Source organism: Bradyrhizobium oligotrophicum S58 (genome assembly GCF_000344805.1).
Classification (GTDB): Bacteria; Pseudomonadota; Alphaproteobacteria; order Rhizobiales; family Xanthobacteraceae; genus Bradyrhizobium; species Bradyrhizobium oligotrophicum.
Genome location: NC_020453.1, coordinates 4,340,336 through 4,365,545 on the forward strand (window position 1 = coordinate 4,340,336; position 25,210 = coordinate 4,365,545).

Genomic DNA, 25,210 nt, shown 5'->3' on the forward strand with positions numbered 1-25,210 from the left:
CGACGCCGATGCGACTCCTCCGAAGGGTCGTGCGCTGCCGGCCATGCCGATCCGGACCCCGCTTATGCTCACCCCGCCGTCAGCAGCGGGATCGCCTCGTCGCGTTCGTAGAGATAGAGCAGGCAGCGCAAGGCATCGCTCCGGGGGCCCTTCAGCTTGGGATCCTCTTTTAGGATCCGCAGCGCCTCGTCGCGGGCCTGGGTGATCAGCTGGGCATGCACCTCGGGGCGGGCGATGCGGTAGCCTGGCAGGCCGCTCTGGCGGATGCCGAGCACGTCGCCTTCGCCGCGCAGCTTGAGATCCTCCTCGGCGATGCGAAAGCCGTCGGTGGTCTCGCGGATCACTGCGAGCCGCGCCTTCGACATCTGCCCGAGCGGCTCGTGATAGAGCAGGATGCAGGTCGAGGCCTCCGAGCCGCGGCCGATGCGGCCGCGCAGCTGGTGCAGCTGCGCCAAGCCGAAGCGCTCGGCATTCTCGATCACCATGATGCTCGCTGCCGGCACGTCGACGCCCACCTCGACGACGGTGGTGGCCACCAGCAGCCGCAGCTCATGAGCCGCGAACCGGCCCATGACGTCGTCCTTCTCACTGCCTTTCATCTTGCCATGGACTAGCCCGACACGTTCGCCGAAGCGCTCACGCAGGCTCTCGAAGCGATCGGTGGCGTTGGTGAGATGATCGATGCCCTCGGCCTCGGATTCCTCGACCAGGGGGCAGATCCAGTACACCAGCTTGCCGGCATCGAGCGCACGGCCGACGGCGTCGATGACCTCGCCGAGCCTCGTATCGGCCACCGCACGCGTGTCGATCGGCTGGCGGCCGGCCGGCTTTTCACGCAGCTCGGAAATGTCCATGTCGCCAAAATACGTCAGGACCAGCGTGCGCGGGATCGGCGTCGCGGAGAGCACCAGCACGTCGACGGCGTCGCCCTTCGAGGTCAGCGCCAGCCGCTCGCGCACGCCGAAGCGATGCTGCTCGTCGACGATGGCGAGCGCGAGCGATTTGAACACGACGTCGTCCTGGATCAGCGCGTGGGTGCCGATGAGGACGTCGATCTCGCCAGCTTCCAGACGAGCCAGGATGTCGCGGCGCTCCTTGCCCTTCTCGCGCCCCGTGAGAATGGCCACGCTCATCCCGGCGCGCTCGGCGAGCGGCGTGATGGTCTTGGCATGCTGGCGCGCCAAGATCTCGGTCGGCGCCATCAGCGCGGCCTGCTTGCCGGCCTCGGCGACGGCAGCCGCCGCCAGCAGCGCCACCACCGTCTTGCCCGAGCCGACATCGCCCTGCAGCAGCCGCAGCATGCGGACCGGCTTTTCGAGATCGGCGGCTATCGCTTCGATCGCCTGGGCCTGTGAGTTCGTCAGCGCATAGGGCAGGGCATCGATGACCTTGCGGCGCAGATGGCCGTCGCCGGCATGGCGGTTGCCCGCGGGCCGGCGCAATTGCGCCCGGACCAGCGCCAGGGCCAATTGGCCGGCGAGCAATTCGTCGAAAGCGAGCCGCGACCAGAACCGGTTCTCGGGGAGGATGTCCGTCAGCTCCTGCGGCACATGCACCCGCGTCAGCGCCTCCCTCAAGGACGGGAAGTTGCAGCGGCTGAGCACCTCCGGGCTGATCCATTCCGGAATCTCCGGCAGCTTGGTCAGCGCCGCCGCGATCGCCCGCCGCAGCGAGCCCAGCGCGAGGCCTTCGGTCAGCGGATAGACCGGGTCGATCCCTGACAGCTTGGCAAAGGCCGCTTCGTCCAGGATCGGGTGGGGGTGCACGATCTGCGGGATGCCGTCATACATCTGGACGGTGCCGGAGACGTAGCGCTTGGCGCCCACCGGCAGGATCTTCTCGATGTAGTCGCCCTTGGGTCGGAAGAAGGTCAGCACGACGTCGCCGGTCTCGTCGCTGGCGTAAACCAGATAGGGCGCACGCGCATTGCGCGACGGGCGGTGGCGATCGACCGTCACCTCCAGCGTCACGACGGTTCCGACCTCGACGTCGCGCACCTTGGGCCGGTTGCGGCGGTCGATCACGCTGGCCGGCAGATGCAGCAGCAGGTCGACCAGACGCGGCGTCTCGCTGCAGCTGAGCAGATAGCGCAGCAGCTTGTCCTGCTTCGGCCCGACCCCGGAGAGGGTGGTGACCGGCGCGAACAGGGGATTGAGGACGCTAGGGCGCATGGATTGAACACTTAAAGCGGTTTGAGGGCCGGAATAGCCGTAACGGTCACGACATCCACCTCTTTTTTCATCGGTTTCAGGGGCACGGCATGCTGGTTCTGCGCCCGGGAGGGCTGACACAAGCCCCGCGCGCCGCTATATCGAACCGCGCCCGGCACCGTCCGGGCTTTCGGCGTTGTACTGCAGGATACCGCGATGACAGGGACCACCCGATCGAGCCAAGGCCTAGACGACCGCCGCAAGCGGCTGCTGTTCCGCTGCTGGCACCGCGGCACCCGCGAGATGGACCTGGTTCTCGGCCGCTTCGCCGACGCCGAGATCGGCACCCTGGCCGAGAATGAACTGGCCGAACTCGAGCAGCTCCTGGAAGTCCCGGACCCGGATTTCTATGCCGCGATCACCGGCGCCCGGCCGTTGCCGCCTGAGCAGACGCCGGCGCTGTTCGCGCGCATCAAGGCGTTCCGCGCGGTGGATGCCGATTGATGAAGAGCCCGGTCAAGTCGCCTGCCGAGCACCTCGCGCCGGGGCGCGCGCTGACGCTGGCCAACGTCGCAGAGGGCGCCGAAGGCCTCGTCGTCTCCGACCTCGCCCGCGCGATTGCCGCCAAGCCGAAGCCTCCGGCGGTGAGCCTCGCCGTCGTCTGCCGCGATGGCAATCGGATGCAGCAGCTGGCACGGGCGCTGGACTTCTTTGCTCCCGATCTGCCCGTGATGCAGTTCCCGGCCTGGGACTGCCAGCCTTACGACCGCGTCTCGCCGCATGGCGGCATCCTGGCCCAGCGCGTGACCACTTTGGCGCGGCTGTCGCGCCTCGCCGGCAGCGACAAGCCGCTGATCGTGCTGACCACCGTGAATGCCATCGTGCAGCGGGTGCCGTCGCGCGACACCATGGCGGGGCAGGCGCTGTCGGTCGCGCCCGGCCATGTCGTGCCGATGGACTCCGTCGTCGCCTGGCTCGAGCACAACGGCTACCACCGATCGTCGACCGTGCGTGAGAGCGGCGAATATGCCGTCCGCGGCGGCATCCTCGATCTGTTTCCGGCCGGCCTCGATCAGCCGGTCCGCTTCGACTTCTTCGGCGACAGCCTGGAATCGATCCGCACCTTCGACGCCGAGACCCAGCGCACCTTGCTCGACATGCGCTCGCTCGACCTGGTGCCGGTGTCCGAATTCCAGCTCGTCACCGACACCATCCGCCGCTTCCGCATGGGCTATGTCGCCGAGTTCGGCGCGCCCGAGCGCGACGACGCGCTGTACGAGGCGGTCAGCGAAGGCCGGCGCTATCCCGGCATGGAGCACTGGCTGCCGCTGTTCCACGACAAGATGGAGACCTTGTTCGACTACCTGCCGAACACGCCCGTCGTGATCGAGCCGCAGGGCGAGGACGCGGCACGCGAACGCTTCAAGCAGATCATCGACTACTACGACGCGCGCCGCGAGGCGATGGAGCATCCCGGCGGCGGCGCGATCTACAAGCCGCTGACGGTCGACCGGCTGTATCTGACGTCGTCCGAATGGGCTGAACGGCTGGCCACCGTGCCGCTGGCGCGGATGACGCAGTTCGCCGTGCCGGAAGGCACCGGTGTGGTGGACATCGGCGCGCGGCAGGGCCGCAGCTTTGCGCCCGAGCGCAACGATGCTGCGGTCAACGTGTTCGAGGCCGTGGTGGCGCATGTGCAGGCGCTGCAGTCGGTGCGCAAGAAGGTCGTGATCGCGCTGTGGAGCGAAGGCTCGCGCGACCGCATGGCCAGCATGTTGAAGGACCACAAGCTGATCCACGTCACCAGCGTCAACACCTGGCGCGTGGTGCAGGCGACGCCGCGCAACGAGACCATGCTCGCGCTGCTGGGTCTGGAGACCGGTTTCGAGACCGACCAGATCGCCGTCATCTCCGAGCAGGACATTCTCGGCGACCGCCTGGTGCGACCGCGCAAGGCGAGCCGCAAGCTCGACAACTTCATCTCCGAAGTGACAAGCCTCGCGGTCGGCGACATCGTCGTCCATGTCGATCACGGCATCGGCCGCTTCGTCGGCCTGCAGACGCTCGAAGTCGCCGGCGCGCCGCATGACTGTCTCGAGCTGCGCTATGCCGGTGAGACCAAGCTGTATCTGCCGGTCGAGAACATCGAGCTGCTGTCGCGCTACGGCTCTGACCAGACCAATGTCGAGCTCGACAGGCTCGGCGGCTCCGGCTGGCAGACCCGCAAGGCCAAGCTGAAGAACCGCATCCGCGAAATGGCCGGCGAGCTGATCAAGATCGCCGCCGAGCGCATGCTGCACGAGGCGCCGAAGCTGCCGGTGCAGGCCGGCCTCTATGACGAGTTCTGCGCGCGCTTCCCCTACGACGAGACCGAGGACCAGCTCGGCGCCATCCAGGCGACACTTGCCGATCTCGAAGCGGGACGGCCGATGGACCGGCTGGTCTGCGGCGACGTCGGCTTCGGCAAGACCGAGGTGGCGCTGCGCGCGGCCTTTGCGGTCGCGCTCGAAGGCAAGCAGGTGGCGGTCGTCGTGCCGACCACGCTTCTCGCCCGCCAGCACGCCAAGACCTTCACCGAGCGCTTCAAGGGTTTTCCGGTCAACGTCGCGCAGGCGTCGCGCCTTGTCTCGACCAAGGAGCTCAACCAGGTCAAGAAGGGCCTCACCGACGGCTCGGTCGACATCGTCGTCGGCACCCACGCGCTGCTCGGCAAAGCGATCAAGTTCCGCGACCTCGGCCTCGTCATCGTCGACGAGGAGCAACATTTCGGCGTCAGCCACAAGGAGCGGCTGAAGCAGTTGCGCGCGGAAGTCCACGTGCTGACGTTGTCGGCGACGCCGATCCCGCGCACGCTGCAACTTGCTTTGACGGGCGTGCGCGAGCTGTCGATCATCGCTTCTCCACCGGTCGACCGTCTGGCCGTGCGCACCTTCGTGGCGCCGCATGATCCGGTGATGATCCGCGAGGCCCTGCTGCGCGAGCGCTATCGCGGCGGCCAAGCGTTCTACGTCGTGCCGCGCATCGACGATCTCGCCGAGGTCAAGGAATTCCTCGACAAGACCGTGCCGGAAATGAAGGTCGCGGTCGCGCATGGCCAGATGGCGCCGACCGTGATCGAGGATATCATCTCGGCGTTCTACGACGGCAAGTTCGACATTCTGCTGTCGACGACGATCGTCGAGTCGGGCCTCGACATTCCCCGCGCCAACACGCTGATCGTGCACCGCGCCGACATGTTCGGCCTCGCCCAGCTCTATCAGCTGCGCGGCCGCGTCGGCCGCTCCAAGCTGCGCGCCTACGCGCTGTTCACCTTGCCGTCCACGCACAAGATCAGCCCGCAGGCCGAGAAGCGCCTGGGCGTGCTGCAGTCGCTGGAGACGCTTGGGGCGGGCTTCCAGCTCGCCAGCCACGATCTCGACATCCGCGGCGCCGGCAATCTCCTCGGCGACGAGCAGTCCGGCCACATCAAGGAGGTCGGCTTCGAGCTCTATCAGTCGATGCTGGAGGAGGCGATCGAGAACCTCAAGGCCGGCATCACCGAGCCGACCGTGGACCGCTGGTCGCCGCAGATCACCATCGGCATGCCCGTGCTGATTCCCGAGGACTACGTCTCCGATCTCTCGGTGCGGCTGTCGCTGTACCGAAGGCTCGCCGATCTCGAAACTGACGAGGAGATCGAGAACTTCGCCGCCGAACTGCGCGACCGCTTCGGCAAGCTTCCGGACGAGACGCGCTATCTGTTCAAGGTCGCCGCGATCAAGAACTACTGCCGGAGAGCCAATGTCGAGAAGGTCGATGCCGGCCCGAAGGGCGCCGTCATCGCCTTCCGCGACAACAGCTTCGCCTATCCGGACCGCCTCGTCGCCTTCATCAAACGCCACGGCCAGGCCGCCAAGGTTCGGCCCGACATGAAGGTCGTGTTCCTGCAGCTCTGGGAGACGCCAGAGGAGCGGCTCGCTGGCACGACGGATATTCTCAAGGAGCTGGCTGAGCTCGCTGAGAAGAAGAAGGCGGCGTAGTCAGCCGCCTGCTGGGCGTCACCGAAGCTGCCAGCCGAAATGCAAGGCAAGGCTGGCGATCAGGAAGACAGAAACGATCGCGACGACGCTGACCCAATCGGTCTCTTCGCGAGATTGCCGGTTTTGCATGACGCAACGCTCCGTGTCGTCAGATGCCCCCGATTCCAATCGGGATTGCACCAGACGAGTGGGGCAAATGCGCGATCTCAAAATGCACGTGTTTGGTTGAAATCATGACCTCAACCGTCATTGCGAGCGCAGCGAAGCAATCCAGAGTCCCATCGACGCTCCTGGATTGCTTCGCTGCGCTCGCAATGACGCGAGGACAGGTCGTTGCTTGAAACTCACGATGCCGCGCGCTGCGGCTCGCCGTAGACGCGGGCCAGCAGTGAACGCGCGCTGTCGCCGGGCTGCAGCGCTGCGACGGTGACGGCCGGCTCGGTGTGGGCGTCGCGCTTGCCGTGCGAGGTATGGCGCATCACGCTGGAGAGGCGCCGCGCGATGGCGTGGGCGGAGCGCAGGTCGGTTTCGGCGAATACGACGACGACGGAGCCGTTGTCCTCGTGGGTGCCGAAATCCATCCGCCGCATCAGGCGGCTGATGATGCGGGCGCCATCATACTGGGCGCGCGGATTGATCGGATCGAAGGCGAAGCGAGCGACCGCAAGGCTGCCGCCGTTCTTCTGGGCCTGGCTGACGGCGGTCGCGAAGTCGCGCGCGAATGCGTTGCGGGTCAGCAGGCCGGTCTGCGGATCGAGCATGCCGCCGGCCTCGATCGCGCGCAGGGTGCGATTGAGGCGGGCCTCGAACGCATGCTGCCGGATCAGGGGCAGGGCACTGGCGGCGATGCGCCGGGGATCGCCGGCAATGATCTCGAGATTGGCGAGTTCCTGCAGCGGCGCCGGCTGATTGGCGGTGACGACCACTGCGAGGTTGCGGAAGCGCGTGTCCTCGGCGAGCACGGCCAGGAAGGCATCGACCACGCGCGGGGAAAAACCTTCGCCCAACACGACGCCGTCGATGTCGCGGCTCGACAGATGCTTCGCCGCGGCCTCGATGCTCAGCGCTCCGACGACCGCCATCCGTTCGCCCAGCGCAACCGACAGCCCGGGAAGCGAGCCGCCGCGCCCGAGCAGCAGCACGGTCGCGTCATCGAGCGGGTCCGTGTCCGGCAGTGTCGCGCCGTCCGTCTTCTTCTCGTCGAGGCGGCGCAGCACCGTCATATGCAGGGTGCGGACGCGCAACGCGGCGCGCAGCCGCGCCAGCAGACGATCGGTGTTGTCGCTGCCATGCAGGGGAATGGCATGGTCGGGCAAGGCGGCGTCGCCCGGCGCGATGGCGATCAGCGGAACATACGGCTTGCGCGCCTGGACATGGCGCGAGACGGCGTGAAGGTCGTCAGCGTCGACGCCCTCCATGACGGCGAGCACCGCCGCGGGCTGGACCTTGGACATTGCACCCAGCGCGTCGGCCCAGCGGGCCTCGACGGAAGGGAGAATTTGCGCCGCCGCGAGAGCCGCAGTCAGCGAAGGCCGCGTTGAGGAGGAGACGATGAGAAGCGGGCCTTGTTGAGACATCCAGGAAACTCAGGATACGCTGACGATATCGCGCGATCCTAGGTCTCTGACGTTAACGCGCCGTCAACACTGTTCCGAGTGCGCGCGGTTCCACATCGTCCCTGTTCTGTATCCCGCCCGGGTCGGCAAGTTCAGCTGCTGGAACCGGCGCGATCGCGGAAGGCCTCGACCATCAGCGGGTTGAGCCCGAGCTCGGCCAGGGCTTCACGCGCGCGCGCGTTGTCCATCGCGCGGCCGGCGAGGCGATGACCGCTGAGCCGGTCGGGCAGCGCCGTCAGCAGCGCGCCCTGTCCCAGCCGCCGCGACCATTCGTGCAGATCCTGCGCGAGGAAGCGGTAGCCGCCCACGGCCATCACGCCCGCCGGTGGCGCCGTGATCGAGATCGTGTCCTGGGCGCGATCGAGGCGCACGGCGTATTCGGTGTCGACGTAGTCGCGCGGCGCTGCCGGCATCAGCGAGTCGCTCGGCGGCGCCGGCGGCGCATAGGCCGCGAGCACCACCATGGGTCCGCGCAGGCCGAGCGTGCCCTTGGGCGTGACCACGATCTCGCCGGCGATCGACGACCCCGGCTGTTCGCGCGGCGCACCCTGGCGCCCCGGCTTGACCGGACCGGGGCTGCCGTCCGCGGAGGTGCGGCGCACGGCGAACAGGCCTGCTTCGCCGAACAGATAGACGTCGGTCAGTTCAATGTCGCGCGTTTTCCAGGATGGGCTCGACGCCACCTGCTCGGGCGCGCGCCACAGTCCGAGGACGTAGCGCAGATTCGGCAGCCGGGACGCGAGGTCGCCCTCATCGAGACGCAAGGCGAGCTGCGCCGGGACGATCAAAGTATCGCAGGCGAGCTCGGCGAGCTGCTGCTCCAGCGCCTCGGCATCGAAGGGGTGGTGCAGCGCGAGAGTGCCGCCGGACAACAGCCAGGTCACGACCGAGGCGGCGAGACCGGCAAACGATGTCGGCACGAACGCCGACATCATGTTCACGCCCTGCGGCAGGTCGCTTTCGAGCGAGACCGCGAGCCCGCCGGCGATCAGGCTGAGATGGGTGCGCGGCACCGCACGAAAGCCGTCGGCAGTGACGTCGAACGAGACGATCGCGGCCTTGCGGCCGTCCGGCATCAGCCCCCGTGTCGAGCGCGACGGTTTGGCGATCGATTGATCGAGCGAGTACATGCCTTCGGGCAGATCGGCGCCGAAGCCGCAGACATGGCGGATCGAAAACGCTTCGGCCGCGGCGTTCATGGCGAGATCGGCATGGATCACGCCATCGATCTTCGACATCGTCACGATCGCCCGCGCGCTGGTGCGGTTGAGCGCCGCCACCAGCTCCGCCTGCCGCCACAGCAGCGGAAACACGGCTACCACCAGCCCGGCACGATGCGCGGCCAGCACCGTCAGCACGAACTCGATGGTGTTGGGCAATTGCACGGCGATGACGGAGTGCGCGGGCAGGCCGGCGTCGACGAAGTGCGCCGCCAGCGCCGAGATCACGCGATCGGCCTCCGCGTAGGTCAGGCGCAGCGGCGGCCGCCCGGTGATCCGCTGCTTGTTGATCGGATCGACCAGCGCAACCGCATCCGGCTTGCGCGCCAGGATGCGTTGAAACAACGCGTCGAGCGTCGGCGACGTATTGGCCTGATTCACCTGTTGCCCCGTACTTTCACGGACCCGGCCAAACAAATTCCCCTAAGACCAACTGCCCCGGTTGGTCATTTGGGTGCCGGCTCCGGCCGCTGCCACCAGCTCTCCGGGAGCGCTCCCGTCAAAGCTGTCCTCTTTGGCCGTTCTATACGATTCCACCGAGCGATCCATTCCTCGGCGGCATTGAGCACTGGAATAGCGTAGAACCCCGCCATCAGGGTACGGTCCAATGCGCGAACGGTCGAGATAAATTCTGCCCTGTCGCGGGCCCGCAACAGCGCAGTGATCATGGCATCGATGGCCGGGTCCCTGGCGCCCATGTAGTTTCGGGTTCCGGTCCGGTCGGCGGCCTCGCTGCCCCAGTAGAACGCCTGCTCGTTGCCGGGCGACAGCGACTGATCCCAGCGGTTCTGGATCATGTCGAACTCGAAGCTGAGCCGGCGCTGGTCGAACTGGACGGGATCGACCACCCGGACCGATGCGCTGATGCCGGCACGCTTGAGGCTGCCGGCATAGGCCAGCGCGATGCGCTCCTGATCGCGCGTCGTGACCAGGATTTCGAAGGCGAGCGGCGCTTGCGTCGTCTGCTGCCGCAACACCGTTCCATCGAGGCTGTAACCGGCCTCCGCCAGCAGATCGAGCGCCGCCTTCAGCGCCTTGCGGTCGCGGCCCGAGCCATCGGTGACCGGCAGGCGGTAGCTGCCGTCCATGATGTCGGCCGGGATCTGCGCGGCAAACGGCTTCAGCAGCTCACGCTCGGCTGCGTCGGCCGGACGTCCATAGGCCGACAGCTCGGAGCCGGCGAAGAAGCCGCCGCTGCGGCGGTACAGCCCGAAGAAGTAGTTGCGGTTGATCCACTCGAAATCGAACAGCAAGGTCAACGCCCGGCGCACCCTGACGTCGGCGAACGCCGCGCGACGGGTGTTGAACACCAGGAACTGCGACGGCTGCGGCATCCCCGAGATGGTGGCGTCGCGAATGACCTCGCCGTTGCGTGCGGCCGGGAAATCATAGCCGTCGTGCCAGCGCAGCGGCTCGGTCTCGACGCGGAAGTCGTAGAGCCCGCGTTTGAAGGCTTCGAACTGCCCGTTGGCTTCGCGGTAGAAGTCGAGCCTGACCTCGTCGAAGTTCCACAATCCCCGGTTGACCGGCAGGTCGCGTCCCCAATAATCCGGATTGCGGGTGAGGGTGACGCTGGATCCCGGGCGCACCGCGGTGACGCGATAGGGGCCCGAGCCGAGCGGAGACGCCATCGTCGTCTCCTCGAAACTCGCCACGTCGGTTGCGTGCTTCGACAGGATCGGCATCAGGCCCAGGATCAGCGGCAGCTCGCGATCCCCGGCGCCGCCGAAATCGAAGCGGATGGTGAGGGGATCGAGTACGTCGGCTTTGACCACCTTGCCGTAGAACTGCCGGTGATTGGGGCGGCCGTGGTCACGAAGCAGCGCGAGCGAGAACGCCACGTCCTCGGCCGTGACGGGCTGGCCGTCGGAGAAGCGGGCGCGCGGATCGATCCGGAAGGTGACGTAGGTCCTGTCGTCGTCGGTCTCGACGCTTCTTGCCAGCAGCCCGTAGAGCGTGAACGGTTCATCATTGCCGCGCGTCAGCAGGCTTTCCACCACATAGCTGCGAATTTGCTGCACTGCAGCGCCGCGCACGATGAACGGGTTCAGGCTGTCGAAGGTCCCAAGAAGCCCCCATACCAGCCGGCCGCCCTTAGGGGCATCCGGATTGACGTAGGCCATGTGGTCGAAGCTCGCCGGCAAGGCTGGGTTGCCGTGCATCGCGATTGCCGCAGTTTCGGCAGCGTTTGCAGCGGGAGTGTAGATCGGCTGCAACAATGCCAGGATCACGGCGCCCCATCCCATCGCCGAGCTCAACATGCGCTGCAGCATCAGGATCACGGCGCAAGCATTTGATTCGGAACGGGCCACGAAAGGCTTTTACCACAGGCCCGCGCGCGCTAGAGCGCGGCTTCGACATGGTCCCGCGGCATTGATCTTTCCGCGCACCGCGTTATGAAAGCGGGCGATTGGGTTCAGGCGGCAACGCCTGTCACTCAACCGCCTCATTTCCTGAGGAGACAGCCGCTTCAACGGCTTGGTGTGGCGCCTTTGGCGGTCTCGGGCGCTGCCGTTCAGAAAGGGTTTTCCGCAATGAATTTCCGTGACTTGGCCTCGTCGGTTGGGCCGCGTGGGCGGCTCGTCGCCCTGCTGGCTGTCACCGCGCTGGCCGTTTCCTTTGCTTCTGCTGCGCAAGCGCAGGCTCAGGCGCCCGGTGCGCCCAAGGCGAAAGCTCCGGCCGCCGCTCCCAAGCCTCCCGCTCCGGCTGCGCAGGCGCCTGTCAGTCCCGCCCCCGGCGGGCAGGCCCAGGCTCAGCCGGCGCCCGAGATGCCGCAGCTGATCTACGCGCCCTGGACCAAGTTCTGCCTGAAGGGGCAAGACGCCAACGCAAAGCAGGTCTGCTTCATCGGCAAGGACGGCCGCATCGAGTCCGGTCAGCCGGTGGTTGCAGCCGTCATCATCGAGCCCGAAGGCGAGCCGAAGAAGATCCTGCGCGTGACCTTGCCGCTCGGCATGCAGCTGCAGCCAGGCACCCGCATCGTGGTCGACAACAATCAGGCTCTGCAGAGCGGCTACGTCATCTGCTTCCAGAACGGCTGCATGTCGGACTACGAGGCGACGCCTGATTTCGTGGCCAGCCTGAAGAAGGGCCAGAACCTCTACGTCCAGGCCATCAACTCGAACGGAACGGCGTTGACGCTGCCGCTGCCGCTGCAGGAAGGCAACAGCAGCTTCGCCAAGGCCTATGACGGCCCGCCGACCGATCCGAAGGAGTTCGAGAAGACTCAGCAGAAGCTGCAGGAAGAGCTGCAGAAGCGCGCCGAGGAGCAACGCAAGAAGCTCGAGCAGACTCAGCCCGGCCAGCCGCAGGCGCCCAAGTAAGGTCGAGCCGACAAACAACAAAGGCGCTCCATTGGGGCGCCTTTTTTGTTTCAGGGGTCTGTTCGCGCGAAGGTCAGGCAGCGCTGCCGCAGGGGGCAGGCGAGCGCCGTCAGTTCAACAGCGGGTGGCGCGGGCGATAGCCGCCGGACTTGTCCTTGATGAAGATCTCGGCAACCTGAGAGTGTCGGATCGGCTCGCCGGACTCATCAGGCACGAGGTTCTGCTCGGAGACGTAGGCGACGTATTCGGATTCCGCGTTTTCGGCCAGCAGATGGTAGAACGGCTGGTCCTTGTGCGGCCGAACCTCCTCGGGAATCGAAAGCCACCACTCCTCGGTGTTGTTGAACTCCGGGTCGATGTCGAAGATCACGCCCCGGAACGAGAATACCCGATGCCGGACGATCTGGCCGATCTGAAACTTGGCAGTTCGCGCTTTGATCATCCTAGTCGAATAGACCAGGATTGCGGCCGATGCTAGTGCCCCAGGGGCGGATTTGATCCAGACACGACCGATTCGCGCCGCGTCGCAAGCCCCCGCGTTCCTGGCCCGCAACGGCTCATCCGCCGAGACCCATGATCGATATTCTCAATCTGGCCCTGCCATATTTCGGCGTCGTTTTCATAGGTTTCGCCTGCGGTAAATGGAAGAAGCTGCCCGAGGGCGGGCTGTCCTGGATGAACTTCTTCCTGCTCTACGTTTCGCTGCCGGCGCTGATGTTCAACCTCATCGCGCGCACGCCGTTTGCGGAGCTCCGCAACCCTCTGTTCCTGATTGCAACGACGCTCGCGACGATGCTCACATTCACCCTGGCGCTCGTGCTCGGCAAGGTGATCGGCCGGCTGTCGCTGCGCGAGGCGACCATGGCCGGTCTCGCCGGCGGTTATGGCAACATCGGCTATATGGGGCCAGGTCTGGCGCTGTCCGTGCTGGGCACCCAAGCCGCGGCGCCGACCGCGCTGATCTTCTGCTGCGACAGCATTTTCCTGTTCTCGATCGTTCCGCTCCTCATGGAACTCACCGAGCGCGATCACGCCTCGCTCGTGCATGCGCTGCGCACCGTGCTGCGTCAGATCCTGCAGAACCCGCTGATCATGGCGACGGTGGCCGGCATTCTCGCCGCGGCGTTCCAGTTCCATCCGCCGACCGTTCTCGATCGCACCCTGCAGTTCCTGCAGAACGCCGCCGCGCCGACCGCTCTGTTCGCCCTGGGCGTGACCGTGGCGTTGCGGCCGTTCGAGCGGCTGCCCTGGGAGGTGCCGGTGCTCACGGGGGTGAAGCTCGTGATCCACCCGCTGTTGTCGTTCGGGCTGATGCTGCTGTTCGGGCCGTTTGCCCAGCCGTGGGCCGCAACCGCGGTGCTGATGGCCGCGTTGCCGCCGGCACTCAATGTCTTCGTGATCGCGCGCCAGCATGACAGCTGGATCGAGCCGGCATCATCGGCGGTGCTGATCGGCACCTTCGCCTCGGTGGTCACGCTCACCACCGTGATGTGGCTGATCCAGAGCGGCCGCCTCGTCTTTCCGTGAGGCCTGGTCAGCCGGCCTTGCGGGCCGAGCGCCAAGACGGCGAGAGTCCCTCGCGCATGGCCAGCCGGCGCAGCGGTCCGATGCCGCCGATCAGATGCATGCCGACGGCGCGCAGCGACTGCATCGGCAGGAGATCGCTGAGAAGCGAGCGATTGGCGACGTCGATCATGAAGGTGCGGCTCAGGATGTCGGCGCGGCGCGCTGCGCCGTAGCGGGCGATCACCTGGGGCGCGCCGAGATCCTCGCCGGCCGCTTTCGCCTGGCGCACGGTTTCGGCGATGTCGACGCCGTCGCGCAGGCCGAGGTTCAGTCCCTGCGCGCCGATCGGCGGCACGACGTGCGCGGCTTCGCCGACCAGCGCGATCCGGTTCTGGGCGTAGCGCTGCGGCCGTTCGATCGCGAGCGGAAACAGATGGCGGCCGGGTTCGACATGAACGCGACCGAAGATCGAATGCGATTGCCGCTCGGCGGCGGCCGAGAGCGCGTCATCGTCGAGGCTGAAGAGCCGCTCGGCCTCCTTCGGCGCCGCCACCCAGACCACGCTGCAGCGATCGCCCGGCAGCGGCACGAACACGCAGGGTCCCTGCGGCGTGTGGAATTCCGTCGAGACGTTGTGGTGCGGCCGTGCGTGGGTGATGTTGAAGGTCAACGCCGCCTGCTGCAACGTGCGCCGGCTCACGCCGATGCCGGCGGCCTCGCGGCAGAGCGAATGACGGCCGTCGGCGCCGACCACGAGTTGCGCGGTCAGCACGCGGCCGGATGCGCTGGTGACCGTGACCGCATCGCCGCCGCTCTGGACGCTTTCGGCGTCCTCGGTGATCCGCACCAAGCCGTCGGTCTCCGCGGCGCGCCGTTCGAGCGCTTCGACCAGGGCCGCATTGGCGATGTTGTAGCCGAACAGGTCGAGCCCGATCTCGTCGGCGACGAAGCGCACTTCGGGGACGCGGATCAGGCGGCCGGTATCGTCGACCAGCCGCATCGCCTTCAAGCCGGCGGCGCGATCGCTGCACATCTGCCAGACGCCGAGATCGTCGAGGAAATCGACCGAGCCGCCGAGCAGGGCGGTGGTCCGGTTATCGGCATACGGCGCCTGGCGGGCGACCAGGGCCGTCCGGGCTCCGGTCTGTGACAGGGCGATGGCGGCCGCAAGCCCGGCGGGCCCGCCGCCGACGACGATGACATCGAAGCTGGCATCTGTGTTGCTCATGCGGGAACATTTGACGTTCCTGCAGGGCTTTTTCAAGGGCGATGCGCGTGCCTGCGCGGCGCATCGCCGCAACAGCTTATATGCAATTTCCGCCGATTCCTGATAGCACTGGCGCGGCATGGATCAGTTGAAACCAGATAGCGCAGTGTCGGCCACGCCGACCCACCGCGCCGCCGCGCTTTCGGTGCACGTCTTCACCGCGCTCGGTGCGGGCGTCGCGCTGCTGGCGATGCTCGAGGCGGTGCGCGAGCATTGGACGGCGATGTTCTGGTGGCTCGGCGTGGCGCTGATCATCGACGGCATCGACGGTCCGCTGGCGCGCTGGCTCGACGTCGTCCACGTGCAGCCGGACTGGTCGGGCGACGTGCTCGATCTCGTGGTGGACTTCACGACCTATGTATTCGTGCCGGCCTATGCCATCACAGCGAGCGGCATGCTGCTGCCATTGGCTGCCCCCGTGATCGGCGTCGGCATTGCGGTCACCGGCGCGCTGTATTTTGCCGACCGCCGCATGAAGAGCGACGACAACCATTTCCGCGGTTTTCCGGGCCTGTGGAACATCGCCGCGTTCTACCTGTTCCTGCTGCATCCGACGCCGCTGCTCGGCACGCTCGGCCTCGCGATCCTGATCGCGCTGACATTCGTCCCGTTTCACGTCATCCACCCGGTGCGTGTCGAACGGCTGCGCTGGCTGACGCTGCCGCTGGTCGCGCTCTGGGGCGTGCTGGTCATCGATGCGCTGGGGAAGAATTTCGCCGTGGGCCCGATCGTGACGGCGCTGTTGTGCGCGATCGGCCTCTACATCGTCGCGAGTGACTCCGCGATCCGCCTGTTGAGATCCTTGAAAGCATGATCGACCTCCTGACCAGTCCCGAAGCATGGGCCGCGCTGCTGACGCTGACCGCGCTCGAAATCGTTCTCGGCATCGACAACGTCATCTTCCTGTCGGTGATCACCTCGCGCATCCCGCAGCCGCAGGCCACGCGCGCGCGGCAGATCGGGCTGGCGCTGGCCTTGGTCTTCCGCATCCTGCTGCTCAGCGTCCTGGTCTGGCTGATCGGGCTGACGGAGCCGGTGTTCTCGATCCGCGGTCTCGGCTTCTCCTGGCGCGACCTCATCCTGATCGGCGGCGGCCTGTTCCTGATCGCCAAAGCGACGCATGAGATCCATGCCGAGGTCGAGGCCCGTGAGGGGGACGAGCCGCAGGGCGGCGGCGCGAACAAGTTCTTCTGGGTGATCCTGCAGATCATCGTCATCGATCTCGTGTTCTCGCTGGACTCGATCATCACCGCGATCGGCATGGCCCAGGATCTCGAGATCATGATCGCCGCGGTCATCATCGCGGTCATCATCATGTACGTGTCGTCGGGACCGGTCGCGCGGTTCGTGGCAAACCACCCGACCACCAAGATGCTGGCGCTCGCCTTCCTGGTGCTGATCGGCGTCGCGCTGGTCGCCGACGGCTTCGAGTTCCACATCCCGCGGGGCTACATCTACTTCGCAATCGTCTTCGCGCTGGCGGTCGAGGCCTTCAACGTGATGGCGTCGCGCAACCGGAGGAAGCGCAAGGCCTGACGGGCGCCGAGTTGACAACGCCGTCGTGATCGCCTTCGCTTTGGCCGGCAGCGCCGCTCAGCGGCGCCGCGGCCCGTTCGACGGGCCGGCTGTCCCATGAGAATCAGGTAATCGTCTAGGGTGGTTGGCCGGATTCTCGGATGCGGCCGATAGGGGAGATCGCGGGATGGCCAAGGCGGTGCGCGTGCACAAGGTGGGAGGCCCCGAGGCGCTCGTCTATGAGCCGGTCGATCTTGCCGCGCCTGGTCCCGGCGAGGTCCGCATCCGCCAGCATGCGATCGGGCTGAACTTCATCGACGTGTATTATCGCACCGGCCTGTACAAGGCGCCGGGCCTGCCGTTCATCGCCGGCAACGAGGCGGCCGGCGAGGTGATTGCGGTCGGTCCTGGCGTCACCAATTTCCATCCCGGCGACCGCGTCGCCTACTATGAGAACCTCGGCGGCTATGCCACCGAGCGCAACATCGGCTGGCAGCGCCTGGTCAAGCTGCCGGACCACATCACCTACGAGCAGGGCGCCGTGCTGATGCTCAAGGGGCTGACGGTATGGTATCTGCTGCACAAGACCTTCAAGGTCGAGCCGCATCACCGCGTGCTGATCCACGCCGCGGCCGGCGGCATCGGCCTGCTGGCCTGTCAATGGGCGCGGGCGCTCGGCGCGCATGTCATCGGCACCGTCGGGTCGAAGGCCAAAGCGGATCTCGCGCTCGCCAATGGCTGCGATCACGTCATCCTCTACAACGAGGAAGACTTCGTCGGCCGGGTCAAGCAGATCAGCCGCGGCGAATTGTGCGACGTGGTCTATGACGGCGTCGGCAAGTCGACCTTTCCCGGATCATTGTCGTGCCTGAAGCCGCGCGGCCTGTTCGTCAGCTTCGGCAACGCATCAGGTCCGGTGCCGCCGTTCTCGATTGCCGAGCTGAACAGCCATGGCTCGCTGTTTGCGACACGGCCGAAGCTGAACGACTACATCGGCAAGCGCTCCGAACTGCTGGAGGGCGCCGACACGCTGTTCTCCGCCATCATCAGCGGCAAGCTGCACGTCCCGATCAATCACGCCTATGCGCTCAAGGATGCGGCGAAAGCCCATGCCGATCTCGAGAGCCGCGCCACGACCGGAGCATCGATCCTGAAGCCGTAAGACGAGCCTTGCCTCTAGGCCTCGTCCCGGATCGTATCGGCATCAGCAGCTGCCCGGCTCCACAGCACCGCATCCGTCTGGGCTGCCGCCGCTGGCGCGATCCGCGCCGGCGCGAGGCTGTCCTGCCCGTCGCGCCAATTGCGCTCGCGCTCGGGATCATCGAGCGCCAGGGCAAGCCCGTGGTTGAGCTCATAGAGGTCGGAGGCAAGCCCCGCCTGGTCGAGGGCGGCTCTGAGCGCGTCCTGGACCAGGGCGCGCAGCGCGACGTGCGGCGCCGATAAGGGGACGTCGACGTCGCGCCCGGCCATGGCCAGGGCGCAGGCGCGCCGGTCGAACGAGGCATGCCCGCGACAGGCCAGCGGACGGGCCGGATGGATGATGCAGCCACCGCGGACGACGAACGGGCAGGGCTGGCGCAGCTTCATCCGCTCGGTCTCGTTCAAGCCGCGCGTCGCCCGGTTGGCGAGCTTGACCCGGCGCGACAGCGAACCCAGGGCCGTTGCCGGCATGCGCTCGTCGATCTGGCGAATGTAGCGCGCCAGCAGAAATATCTCCGGTGCGGTCGCCGTCACGCGCAGCGCGCAACAGGACGGGCAGCCTTTTGCGCAGGCAAGGGCCGGCAGATGCGCGGCCTGGGCCTCGATATTGGCTTCGAACAGATCGAACGCGCGGTCGGCGAGCGTCGCAGCGAAGTTTTGCGATGCCGTGCGGACCGCCAGCAGCGAGCTGAACACCCGCTTCAGTTCAGTGAAAGCCACGTCGCTCAATGCGGTCCTCCGATGCCCCAACGGTCAAAACGCCAGCGACCGCGGCGCACCCGGCGCACCGCGGTCGACAGCGGCAGGGCAGAGAGGACGCTCACTGCCACACCGAGCCCGGAAGCCGATGTCAGGCAATGCCCTTGAGGATCGCCTCGAAACAGGGACGGGGGATGCGGAAGAAGCCGCGGCCGCCGGCGAAGGTCTGATAGTGCGGACGGGCCATGTCGAGCAGGCGCTCATACCATTCATTGGCCGTCAGGCTGGCGGGCTTCTCGCCGATCGAGTTGATGTCCGAGTTCGGGAAGAAACGAACGTGAATCAGCACCTCTTCGGTGGCGGCCGGGGCGATGTGGCTCCCGCTGTCCTCGACCGGCAGCACCCGAGCCAGATTGTCTCTCGCCATTCTTGCATCTCCTTCTATCGTGCCGACCTCGTTGTCGGCGGATGGTCATCAGCTTGGTCCCGGCAAGCCGCTCTCCTCCGAGCTGATCACATCCCGTACAACGCTATATCCATAAGGATACAACGTAAGTCATCGGATCGCAGGTGTTTGGCCGGATCAGGATCGTTGTTCAGGGGGACGGCTGTCTTTGATCCAAGTCAAATGGCGGCGAGCCCGACCTTGATGTTTGTGCCTCATCTGCAGGCAGTCGTGAGGCAGGCTTCGTGTCTGTCACGGAGCCTGCGTCTTGAACGGCAGTCGATCAGGCGACGCAGCGCGCGGCGCCGACCTTGGTCAGGATCCCGTCCAGCGTGTCGATCATCGCTGCGATCTCATCGCGCGTCACGTTGAGGGCCGGCATGAAGCGCAGCGCATCCGGTCGCGGCGCATTCAGCAGCAGGCCGAGCTCGAAGGCATGGGCGACGATCGCCGGTGCGATCGGCCTGACGACGTCGAGCGCGAGCAGCAGGCCGCGACCGCGCACCTCGCCGAGGCCGTGTCGCGCCGAGATGCGTTGCAGCTCGCTTTCGAGATAGATCCCGTTGTCGGCGACGGCCTTGAGAAACTCCGGCTTCTCGATGATGTCGAGCACGGCAAGCCCGGCGGCGCACATCAGCGGATTGCCGTTGAAGGTGCCGCCCTGATCGCCATGCTCGAAGCAGGAGGCCTCGTCGGTCGCCAGCAGTGCGGCCAGCGGGACGCCGCCGCCGATGCCCTTGCCGAGCGTCATGATGTCCGGCAGGACGTCGGCATGCTCATAGCCGAACAGTTTTCCTGTCCGGCCCATGCCGGTCTGGATTTCGTCGACGATTAGCAGCAATCCATGCTTCGTGGTCAGCGTCTGCAATTGCTGCAGGAACTTGTCGGTCGCAGGCCACACGCCGGCCTCGCCCTGGATCGGCTCCAGCATGATCGCGACCGTGTTGTCGGAGATCAGCGCCTCGACCGACGCGACGTCGTTCAGGCGCGCCTTGGGAAAGCCCGGCACCTTCGGCTCGAATAGCGGCTCGAACGCCTTCTTGCCCGAAGCCGACATCGTCGCCAGCGTGCGGCCGTGAAAGCCACCCTCGAAGGTGATGATCTCATAGGCGCCGTTCTTGCGCAGCGCGCCGTATTTGCGCGCCAGCTTGATCGCGCCTTCGTTGGCCTCGGCGCCTGAGTTGGTGAAGAACACCTGATCGAAGCAGGAGCGGTCGGTGAGCGCCTTGGCCAGTTGCAGGCTGGTGTCGTTGAAATAGGCCGGGCTCGGCGTGATCAGCCGGGCAGCCTGGTCGCTGAGCGCCTTCGCAAGCTCCGCCGGCGCATGGCCGAGCGAGTTCACGGCCCAGCCCTGTATGAAGTCGAGATAGCGCTTGCCGCTGTCGTCCCACAGCCATGAGCCCTTGCCCTGCACGAACACGATGCGCGGACGCGCCGTGATCTCCATCAGAGCGTCATACGGATGGGGAGCGGTCAGCATGTTCTATCTCCTATGCGGGGGGGGGGGGAACGAAGGGCCGAAAAGCGAGAAGGCCGCTCCTTTGCGGGAGCGGCCTTCTCGAAAACCTGGAGCTGATGAGCTAGCTGATCAGCAACGTCTTCGGACATGGCACGCCCCGGCATCGTCACGGCGGTGACGACGGCAAACGGCGGCGCGGCGGTTGGTCCGGTTGAAGATCATGCGGCGGGCCATACAGGTAAATTGCGACCGATGTCAAGCGGACAGGCGTGCTGCGCGCCCCTCGAGCTGGCCGGGACGACAGCGATGGGTGCTGCCGCGGCGGCCCTGTATCCGGCGCAGAACTGTTTAGTTTTAATTTTACCAAACATTTAGTCGCGGCGTTTACCGTGCCTCGGACCTCAAAGAGCGAGCGCTCAGGACGAGCGATGTCGAAAGCCCAATTCACGATCGCCGACGAAGTGCAGGAGGCGATTGCCGCCGGCTCGGCCGACCGCTGCTCCGGCGTTGCCGAGCGGGTCGCATCCCTGTTCATTGCGTCGGCCGGCAGCCTGGACGTCGAGCAGCACGCCCTGTTCGCCGACGTTTTCGAGCGCCTGATCAACACCATCGAGCTGCGTGCGCTGGCCGATGTCGGCGCCCGCATTGCGCTCGCCGAACTTAGCGCCCAGCTGGCGCCGGTCCCGCAGGCCCCCGTGGGTGTGATCCGGCGGCTCGCACTTCACGATGAAATTTCCGTAGCGGGGCCGGTGCTCTCGGAATCGCCACGGCTGACCAACGAAGACCTGATCGAGATCGCCAAGACCCGGAGCGAGAAGCATCTGATCGCGATCGCCGGCCGCTGGTGGCTGCAGGAGATTGTGACCGATGCGCTGCTCGCGCGACGCTATCCGAGCGTGAGCCGGCAGTTGATGAAGAACCCGGGCGCGCGGGTATCGCCGGCGGGGTTTGCGGCCGTCGTTGCCCAGGCCGCGGGCGATGCAGAGCTCACGATCGCCGCCGGCATCAGGGCCGATCTTCCGGCGACTTTGCGCAGGACGTTGCTGGAGGGGGCCACCGAGGCGGTCAGGGCCAGATTGCTCGCGGCGGCGCCGCCGCACCTCTACGAGGAAATCCGCAGCGCAATCGCCGCGGCCGCGGCCGAAGCGGAGCAGGGCCTGTCGCGTTGCCGCGACTTCGGCAGCGCCAAGCTGGCGGTCGGACAGTTGAAGCAGACCGGCAGGCTGAACGAGACGCTGCTGCAGGATTTTGCCCGCCAGCGGCGCTATACGGAAACGATTGCCGCGATCGCCGAACTCGCCAAATGCAGCATCGAGCTGGTTCGGCCGCTGATGCAGAGCCTGCGGAGCGACGGCATCCTGGTGCCCTGCAAGGCCGCCGGGCTGAGCTGGACCACGGTCACGGCCATCCTCGATAGCCGGTTCGTCTCGGGCGCAACGAAGCCCGATGAGCTGATCAAACTCAAGAACCGGTATCTCGAGCTGACGCCGGACGAGGCGCAACGCCTGCTCAAGCTGTGGAGCTTGCGGACCGGCTCCCCGGCAAACGGGAATTGACCCGAGAGGCGATCAGAACCCTGCAACCGTGCCGTGCAGATCGTATTCGTCGGCGCGATCGATCTTGGCCGTGACAATCTCGCCGACGCGCAAAGGACGGCGGCTCGAGACGTAGACGGCCCCGTCGATATCGGGGGCGTCCGCCTTCGAGCGGCCCTTGGCAACGGTCGGCCCGGTCTCGTCGATGATGATCTGCTGACGGGTCCCGACCTTGCGCTTCAGCCTGCGCGCCGAAATTTTCTGCTGCCGCGCCATCAGGGCGTTCCAGCGCTCCTGCTTGATTTCGGCCGGCACCTGGTCGGGCAGGGCGTTCGACGTCGCGCCGGCGACGGGCTCATATTTGAAGCAGCCGAGCCGGTCGATCTCGGCTTCGTCAAGCCAATCCAGAAGATAGGCGAAATCTTCGTCGGTCTCGCCGGGGAAGCCGACGATGAAGGTCGAGCGCAACGCCAGGTCCGGGCAAACGGTCCGCCAAGCCTTGATCCGGTCCAGGGTCTTGTCCTGGGCGGCTGGCCGCCGCATCGCCTTGAGGACGTTGGGGCTGGCGTGCTGGAAGGGGATGTCGAGATAGGGCAGCACCCGGCCCTCGGCCATCAGTCCGATGACCTCGTCGACATGGGGGTAGGGATAGACGTAATGCAGTCGGACCCAGGCGCCGAGATCGCCGAGCTCGCGGGCGAGATCGAGGAAACGGGCCCTGACGCTGCGATCCTTCCACGTGCTCTCGGCATATTTCAGGTCCACCCCGTAGGCCGACGTATCCTGCGAAATGACCAGGAGCTCCTTCACGCCGGCCTCGACCAGGCGCTCGGCCTCGCGCAGGACGTCAGCCGCGGGCCGTGACACCAGATCGCCGCGGAGCTTCGGGATGATGCAGAAGGTGCAGCGGTTGTTGCAGCCTTCGGAAATCTTCAAGTAGGCGTAATGCCGGGGCGTCAGCTTGATGCCCTGAGGAGGAACCAGGTCGAGATGCGGATTGTGCACCGGCGGCAGCGCCCGATGGACAGCGTCCAGCACGCTCTCATACTGCTGAGGCCCGGTGATCGACAGCACGCCCGGATAGGCCTGTTCGATCTGCTCAGGCTCTGCGCCCATGCAGCCGGTCACGATCACCCTGCCGTTCTCGGCCACCGCCGAGCCGATCGCGGACAGCGATTCCTGCTTGGCGCTGTCCAGGAAGCCACAGGTGTTGACGATGACGACATCGGCGCCGTCATGCTTGCGGGCGAGCTCGTAGCCCTCGGCACGCAGCCGCGTGATGATGCGCTCGGAATCGACCAGCGCCTTGGGACATCCGAGCGAAACAAAGCTGATCTTGGGCGCGGAACCCTGCTGCATCTTGGAACTGCCTGATGGGATAAGCGTGAGCTAGTCCGAATTACTCAGAAAGACAAGGCTTTAAGGCGGTCACGTCCATGCTATGGATGAGGGCCCGGACACCCTGGTGATCGATGAGCGCCGAGCAATCGCCTAAAATCGTGATCGTCGACGAAAGCCCGATCCGCGCGGCCATCCTGGAGGAGGGCTTGCGGGAGGCGGGTTTTACCGGCGTGGTGCACGTCAGGGAAATGCAGGGCCTGCTGGCGCGGATCTATGCGCTCGACCCCGACGTCATCGTCATCGATCTGGAGAACCCCAGCCGCGACGTGCTGGAGCAGATGTTCCAGGTCAGCCGCGCGGTCCGCCGGCCGATCGCGATGTTCGTGGATCAGAGCGATGCGGCCTCGATCCAGGCCTCCGTGGAGGCCGGGGTGTCCGCCTACATCGTCGACGGCCTGAAGAAGGAACGGATCAAGCCGATCCTCGACCTCTGCATCTCCCGCTTCAATGCGTTCTCCAAGCTGCAGGACGAGCTCGAGCGCGCCAAATCGGCGCTGGAGGATCGCAAGGTCATCGACCGCGCCAAGGGCATTTTGATGAAGATGAAGGGCTTCACGGAAGAGGAAGCCTACGTTCTGTTGCGCTCCACGGCGATGCGCGAGAAGAAGAAGATCGGCGAGATCGCGCAGTCGATCCTGACCGCCTCGGAGATGCTGAAATGACCGGGCCGATTCGCATTGGCTTCATTCCGCTGGTCGATGCCGCAGCGCTCATCGTCGCCGTCGACAAGGGCTACACGGCCGCGGAAGGTCTCGACGTCACGCTCGTTCGCGAGGTGTCCTGGTCGAACGTGCGCGACAAGCTCAACATCGGGCTGTTCGATGCGGCGCATCTGCTGGCCCCCGTGGCCATTGCCTCCAGCCTCGGGATCGGCCACGTCAAGGTTCCGATCGTTGCGCCGTTCGCTCTCGGCGTAAACGGCAACGCGATCACGGTGACGCCGGCGCTGCACGCCGCCATCATGTCGAACCTCGAAGGCGACCGTTTCGATCCGATGGCGACAGCGCTGGCTCTGGCGCGCGTGGTCGCTGAACGCCGCAAAGCGGGCGCCGAGCCGCTCACCTTCGGCATGACCTTTCCGTTCTCGACCCACAACTACCAGCTCCGCTTCTGGATGGCCGCAGGCGGCGTCGATCCCGACGAGGACGTCCGGCTGGTGGTGCTGCCGCCGCCCTACATGGTCGACAGCATCGCCAATGGTCACGTCGATGCCTTCTGCGTCGGCGCGCCCTGGAATTCGATCGCGGTCGATCTCGGCATCGGCCACATCCTGCACTTCGTGTCGGATGTGCTGGTGCGTGCGGCCGAGAAGGTCCTCGCGGTCCGGCAAAGTTGGGCGGACAAGCACCCGGACGCGCTGGCGGCGTTGGTCCGCGCCTGCGCCCGCGCGGCCAATTTCATCGAGCAGAACCACGCGGAAGCGGCCCGGATCCTGGCGCAGCCTGAGCGGATCGGCGTAGATGCTGAGGTGCTCCAGCGCACGCTGAACGGCCGCCTGAAGATCTCGCCGGACGGTACCTTCCGCGAAAGCTCGCGCTATCTGCTGATCGGCCGCGACGGAGCGGTCCGACCGGAAAAGATCCAGGCCGCCTGGCTGTATGCGCAGATGGTCCGCTGGGGTCAGACGCCGCTCAGCAGTGAAGCCCTGGGCACGGCAATGGGCGTGTTCCGGCCGGACATCTACGATGCCGCACTCGGGACTGTCGGGCACGCCCAAGAGGGAGCCATCGGCGCGTTTGCCGGTCCGGCATTCGCGGCCGACGACGTGATAGGGCATCTGAAGGCCTTCAAGATCGGCCGCTGGAAGGCCTGATCCATTCGACCGATCAGGACTCGGGCATCCCGTACCCCCGAC

Annotated in this window: 20 protein-coding genes; 10 read left to right on the top strand and 10 right to left on the bottom strand. The window is 66.2% G+C overall.

The window, feature by feature from the left end:
* Positions 1-68: 68 nt before the first annotated feature.
* Positions 69-2,171 carry an ATP-dependent DNA helicase RecG gene (gene recG, locus S58_RS18685; protein WP_015666919.1) on the bottom strand — a complete coding sequence of 701 codons (2,103 nt, stop codon included), beginning with the start codon at positions 2,169-2,171 and terminating at the stop codon, positions 69-71.
* A gap of 195 nt (positions 2,172-2,366) precedes the next feature.
* On the opposite strand from recG, the gene S58_RS18690 reads away from it, so the two are divergent.
* A complete protein-coding gene (locus S58_RS18690; protein ID WP_015666920.1) occupies positions 2,367-2,654 on the top strand; it encodes a succinate dehydrogenase assembly factor 2 in 288 nt (95 codons plus the stop codon).
* Complete coding sequence (gene mfd / locus S58_RS18695; RefSeq protein WP_015666921.1) at positions 2,654-6,169, top strand: transcription-repair coupling factor; 3,516 nt, start codon at positions 2,654-2,656, stop codon at positions 6,167-6,169. The genes S58_RS18690 and mfd overlap by 1 nt, the downstream gene beginning before the upstream one ends.
* Before the next feature lie 344 nt (positions 6,170-6,513).
* Here mfd and S58_RS18700 read toward each other — a convergent pair whose 3' ends face one another.
* From S58_RS18700 to S58_RS18710, 3 genes are all read right to left on the bottom strand, one after another.
* A complete protein-coding gene (locus S58_RS18700; RefSeq protein ID WP_015666922.1) occupies positions 6,514-7,746 on the bottom strand; it encodes a PleD family two-component system response regulator in 1,233 nt (410 codons plus the stop codon).
* A 131-nt stretch (positions 7,747-7,877) separates the two neighbouring features.
* Positions 7,878-9,386: an AMP-binding protein gene (locus tag S58_RS18705; RefSeq protein WP_042339862.1), complete on the bottom strand. Its 1,509-nt coding sequence runs from the start codon at positions 9,384-9,386 to the stop codon at positions 7,878-7,880.
* A gap of 65 nt (positions 9,387-9,451) precedes the next feature.
* Positions 9,452-11,278 (bottom strand): extracellular solute-binding protein, encoded by a 1,827-nt coding sequence (locus S58_RS18710; RefSeq protein WP_042339864.1) that lies wholly within the window; start codon positions 11,276-11,278, stop codon positions 9,452-9,454.
* 261 nt (positions 11,279-11,539) lie between these two features.
* Between S58_RS18710 and S58_RS18715 the strand changes: the two genes are divergently transcribed.
* A complete protein-coding gene (locus tag S58_RS18715) occupies positions 11,540-12,328 on the top strand; it encodes an invasion associated locus B family protein (RefSeq protein ID WP_015666925.1) in 789 nt (262 codons plus the stop codon).
* A gap of 109 nt (positions 12,329-12,437) precedes the next feature.
* Here S58_RS18715 and hspQ read toward each other — a convergent pair whose 3' ends face one another.
* Positions 12,438-12,770: a heat shock protein HspQ gene (gene hspQ, locus S58_RS18720; protein ID WP_015666926.1), complete on the bottom strand. Its 333-nt coding sequence runs from the start codon at positions 12,768-12,770 to the stop codon at positions 12,438-12,440.
* Between the two features lie 131 nt (positions 12,771-12,901).
* Here hspQ and S58_RS18725 point away from each other — a divergent pair, with 131 nt between their 5' ends.
* The gene (locus tag S58_RS18725; protein WP_015666927.1) at positions 12,902-13,855 is read left to right on the top strand and encodes an AEC family transporter; all 954 of its coding nucleotides are present in this window, start codon (positions 12,902-12,904) and stop codon (positions 13,853-13,855) included.
* 7 nt (positions 13,856-13,862) lie between these two features.
* Here S58_RS18725 and S58_RS18730 read toward each other — a convergent pair whose 3' ends face one another.
* On the bottom strand, positions 13,863-15,062 hold the full coding sequence (locus tag S58_RS18730) for a UbiH/UbiF family hydroxylase (RefSeq protein WP_015666928.1): 1,200 nt from the start codon (positions 15,060-15,062) through the stop codon (positions 13,863-13,865).
* 118 nt (positions 15,063-15,180) lie between these two features.
* On the opposite strand from S58_RS18730, the gene pcsA reads away from it, so the two are divergent.
* The 3 genes from pcsA to S58_RS18745 all read left to right on the top strand — a co-directional run bounded on the left by pcsA (position 15,181) and on the right by S58_RS18745 (position 17,778).
* Positions 15,181-15,915 carry a phosphatidylcholine synthase gene (gene pcsA / locus S58_RS18735; protein ID WP_042339869.1) on the top strand — a complete coding sequence of 245 codons (735 nt, stop codon included), beginning with the start codon at positions 15,181-15,183 and terminating at the stop codon, positions 15,913-15,915.
* Entirely contained in the window at positions 15,912-16,637 is a 726-nt protein-coding gene (locus S58_RS18740; protein ID WP_015666930.1) for a TerC family protein, read from the top strand. The genes pcsA and S58_RS18740 overlap by 4 nt, the downstream gene beginning before the upstream one ends.
* A gap of 166 nt (positions 16,638-16,803) precedes the next feature.
* A complete protein-coding gene (locus S58_RS18745) occupies positions 16,804-17,778 on the top strand; it encodes a quinone oxidoreductase family protein (protein WP_015666931.1) in 975 nt (324 codons plus the stop codon).
* A 14-nt stretch (positions 17,779-17,792) separates the two neighbouring features.
* Here the strand turns inward: S58_RS18745 and S58_RS18750 are convergent, their stop codons facing one another.
* The 3 genes from S58_RS18750 to S58_RS18760 form a co-directional block, all read right to left on the bottom strand.
* Positions 17,793-18,545 (bottom strand): YkgJ family cysteine cluster protein, encoded by a 753-nt coding sequence (locus S58_RS18750; RefSeq protein WP_015666932.1) that lies wholly within the window; start codon positions 18,543-18,545, stop codon positions 17,793-17,795.
* 121 nt (positions 18,546-18,666) lie between these two features.
* The gene (locus S58_RS18755) at positions 18,667-18,942 is read right to left on the bottom strand and encodes a PWWP domain-containing protein (protein WP_015666933.1); all 276 of its coding nucleotides are present in this window, start codon (positions 18,940-18,942) and stop codon (positions 18,667-18,669) included.
* Positions 18,943-19,243: 301 nt separating this feature from the next.
* On the bottom strand, positions 19,244-20,440 hold the full coding sequence (locus tag S58_RS18760; RefSeq protein ID WP_015666934.1) for an acetylornithine transaminase: 1,197 nt from the start codon (positions 20,438-20,440) through the stop codon (positions 19,244-19,246).
* Between the two features lie 407 nt (positions 20,441-20,847).
* On the opposite strand from S58_RS18760, the gene S58_RS18765 reads away from it, so the two are divergent.
* The gene (locus S58_RS18765) at positions 20,848-21,975 is read left to right on the top strand and encodes a DUF2336 domain-containing protein (RefSeq protein ID WP_015666935.1); all 1,128 of its coding nucleotides are present in this window, start codon (positions 20,848-20,850) and stop codon (positions 21,973-21,975) included.
* A 12-nt stretch (positions 21,976-21,987) separates the two neighbouring features.
* On the opposite strand, the gene rimO is transcribed toward S58_RS18765, so the two are convergent.
* Complete coding sequence (gene rimO, locus S58_RS18770) at positions 21,988-23,313, bottom strand: 30S ribosomal protein S12 methylthiotransferase RimO (RefSeq protein ID WP_015666936.1); 1,326 nt, start codon at positions 23,311-23,313, stop codon at positions 21,988-21,990.
* Between the two features lie 113 nt (positions 23,314-23,426).
* Here rimO and S58_RS18775 point away from each other — a divergent pair, with 113 nt between their 5' ends.
* Together S58_RS18775 and S58_RS18780 are read left to right on the top strand one after the other, a co-directional pair.
* Positions 23,427-24,017, top strand: a complete 591-nt coding sequence (locus S58_RS18775; protein WP_015666937.1) for an ANTAR domain-containing response regulator — start codon at positions 23,427-23,429, stop codon at positions 24,015-24,017.
* Positions 24,014-25,168, top strand: a complete 1,155-nt coding sequence (locus S58_RS18780) for a CmpA/NrtA family ABC transporter substrate-binding protein (RefSeq protein WP_015666938.1) — start codon at positions 24,014-24,016, stop codon at positions 25,166-25,168. Before S58_RS18775 ends, S58_RS18780 begins: the two co-directional genes overlap by 4 nt.
* Positions 25,169-25,210: the final 42 nt, after the last annotated feature.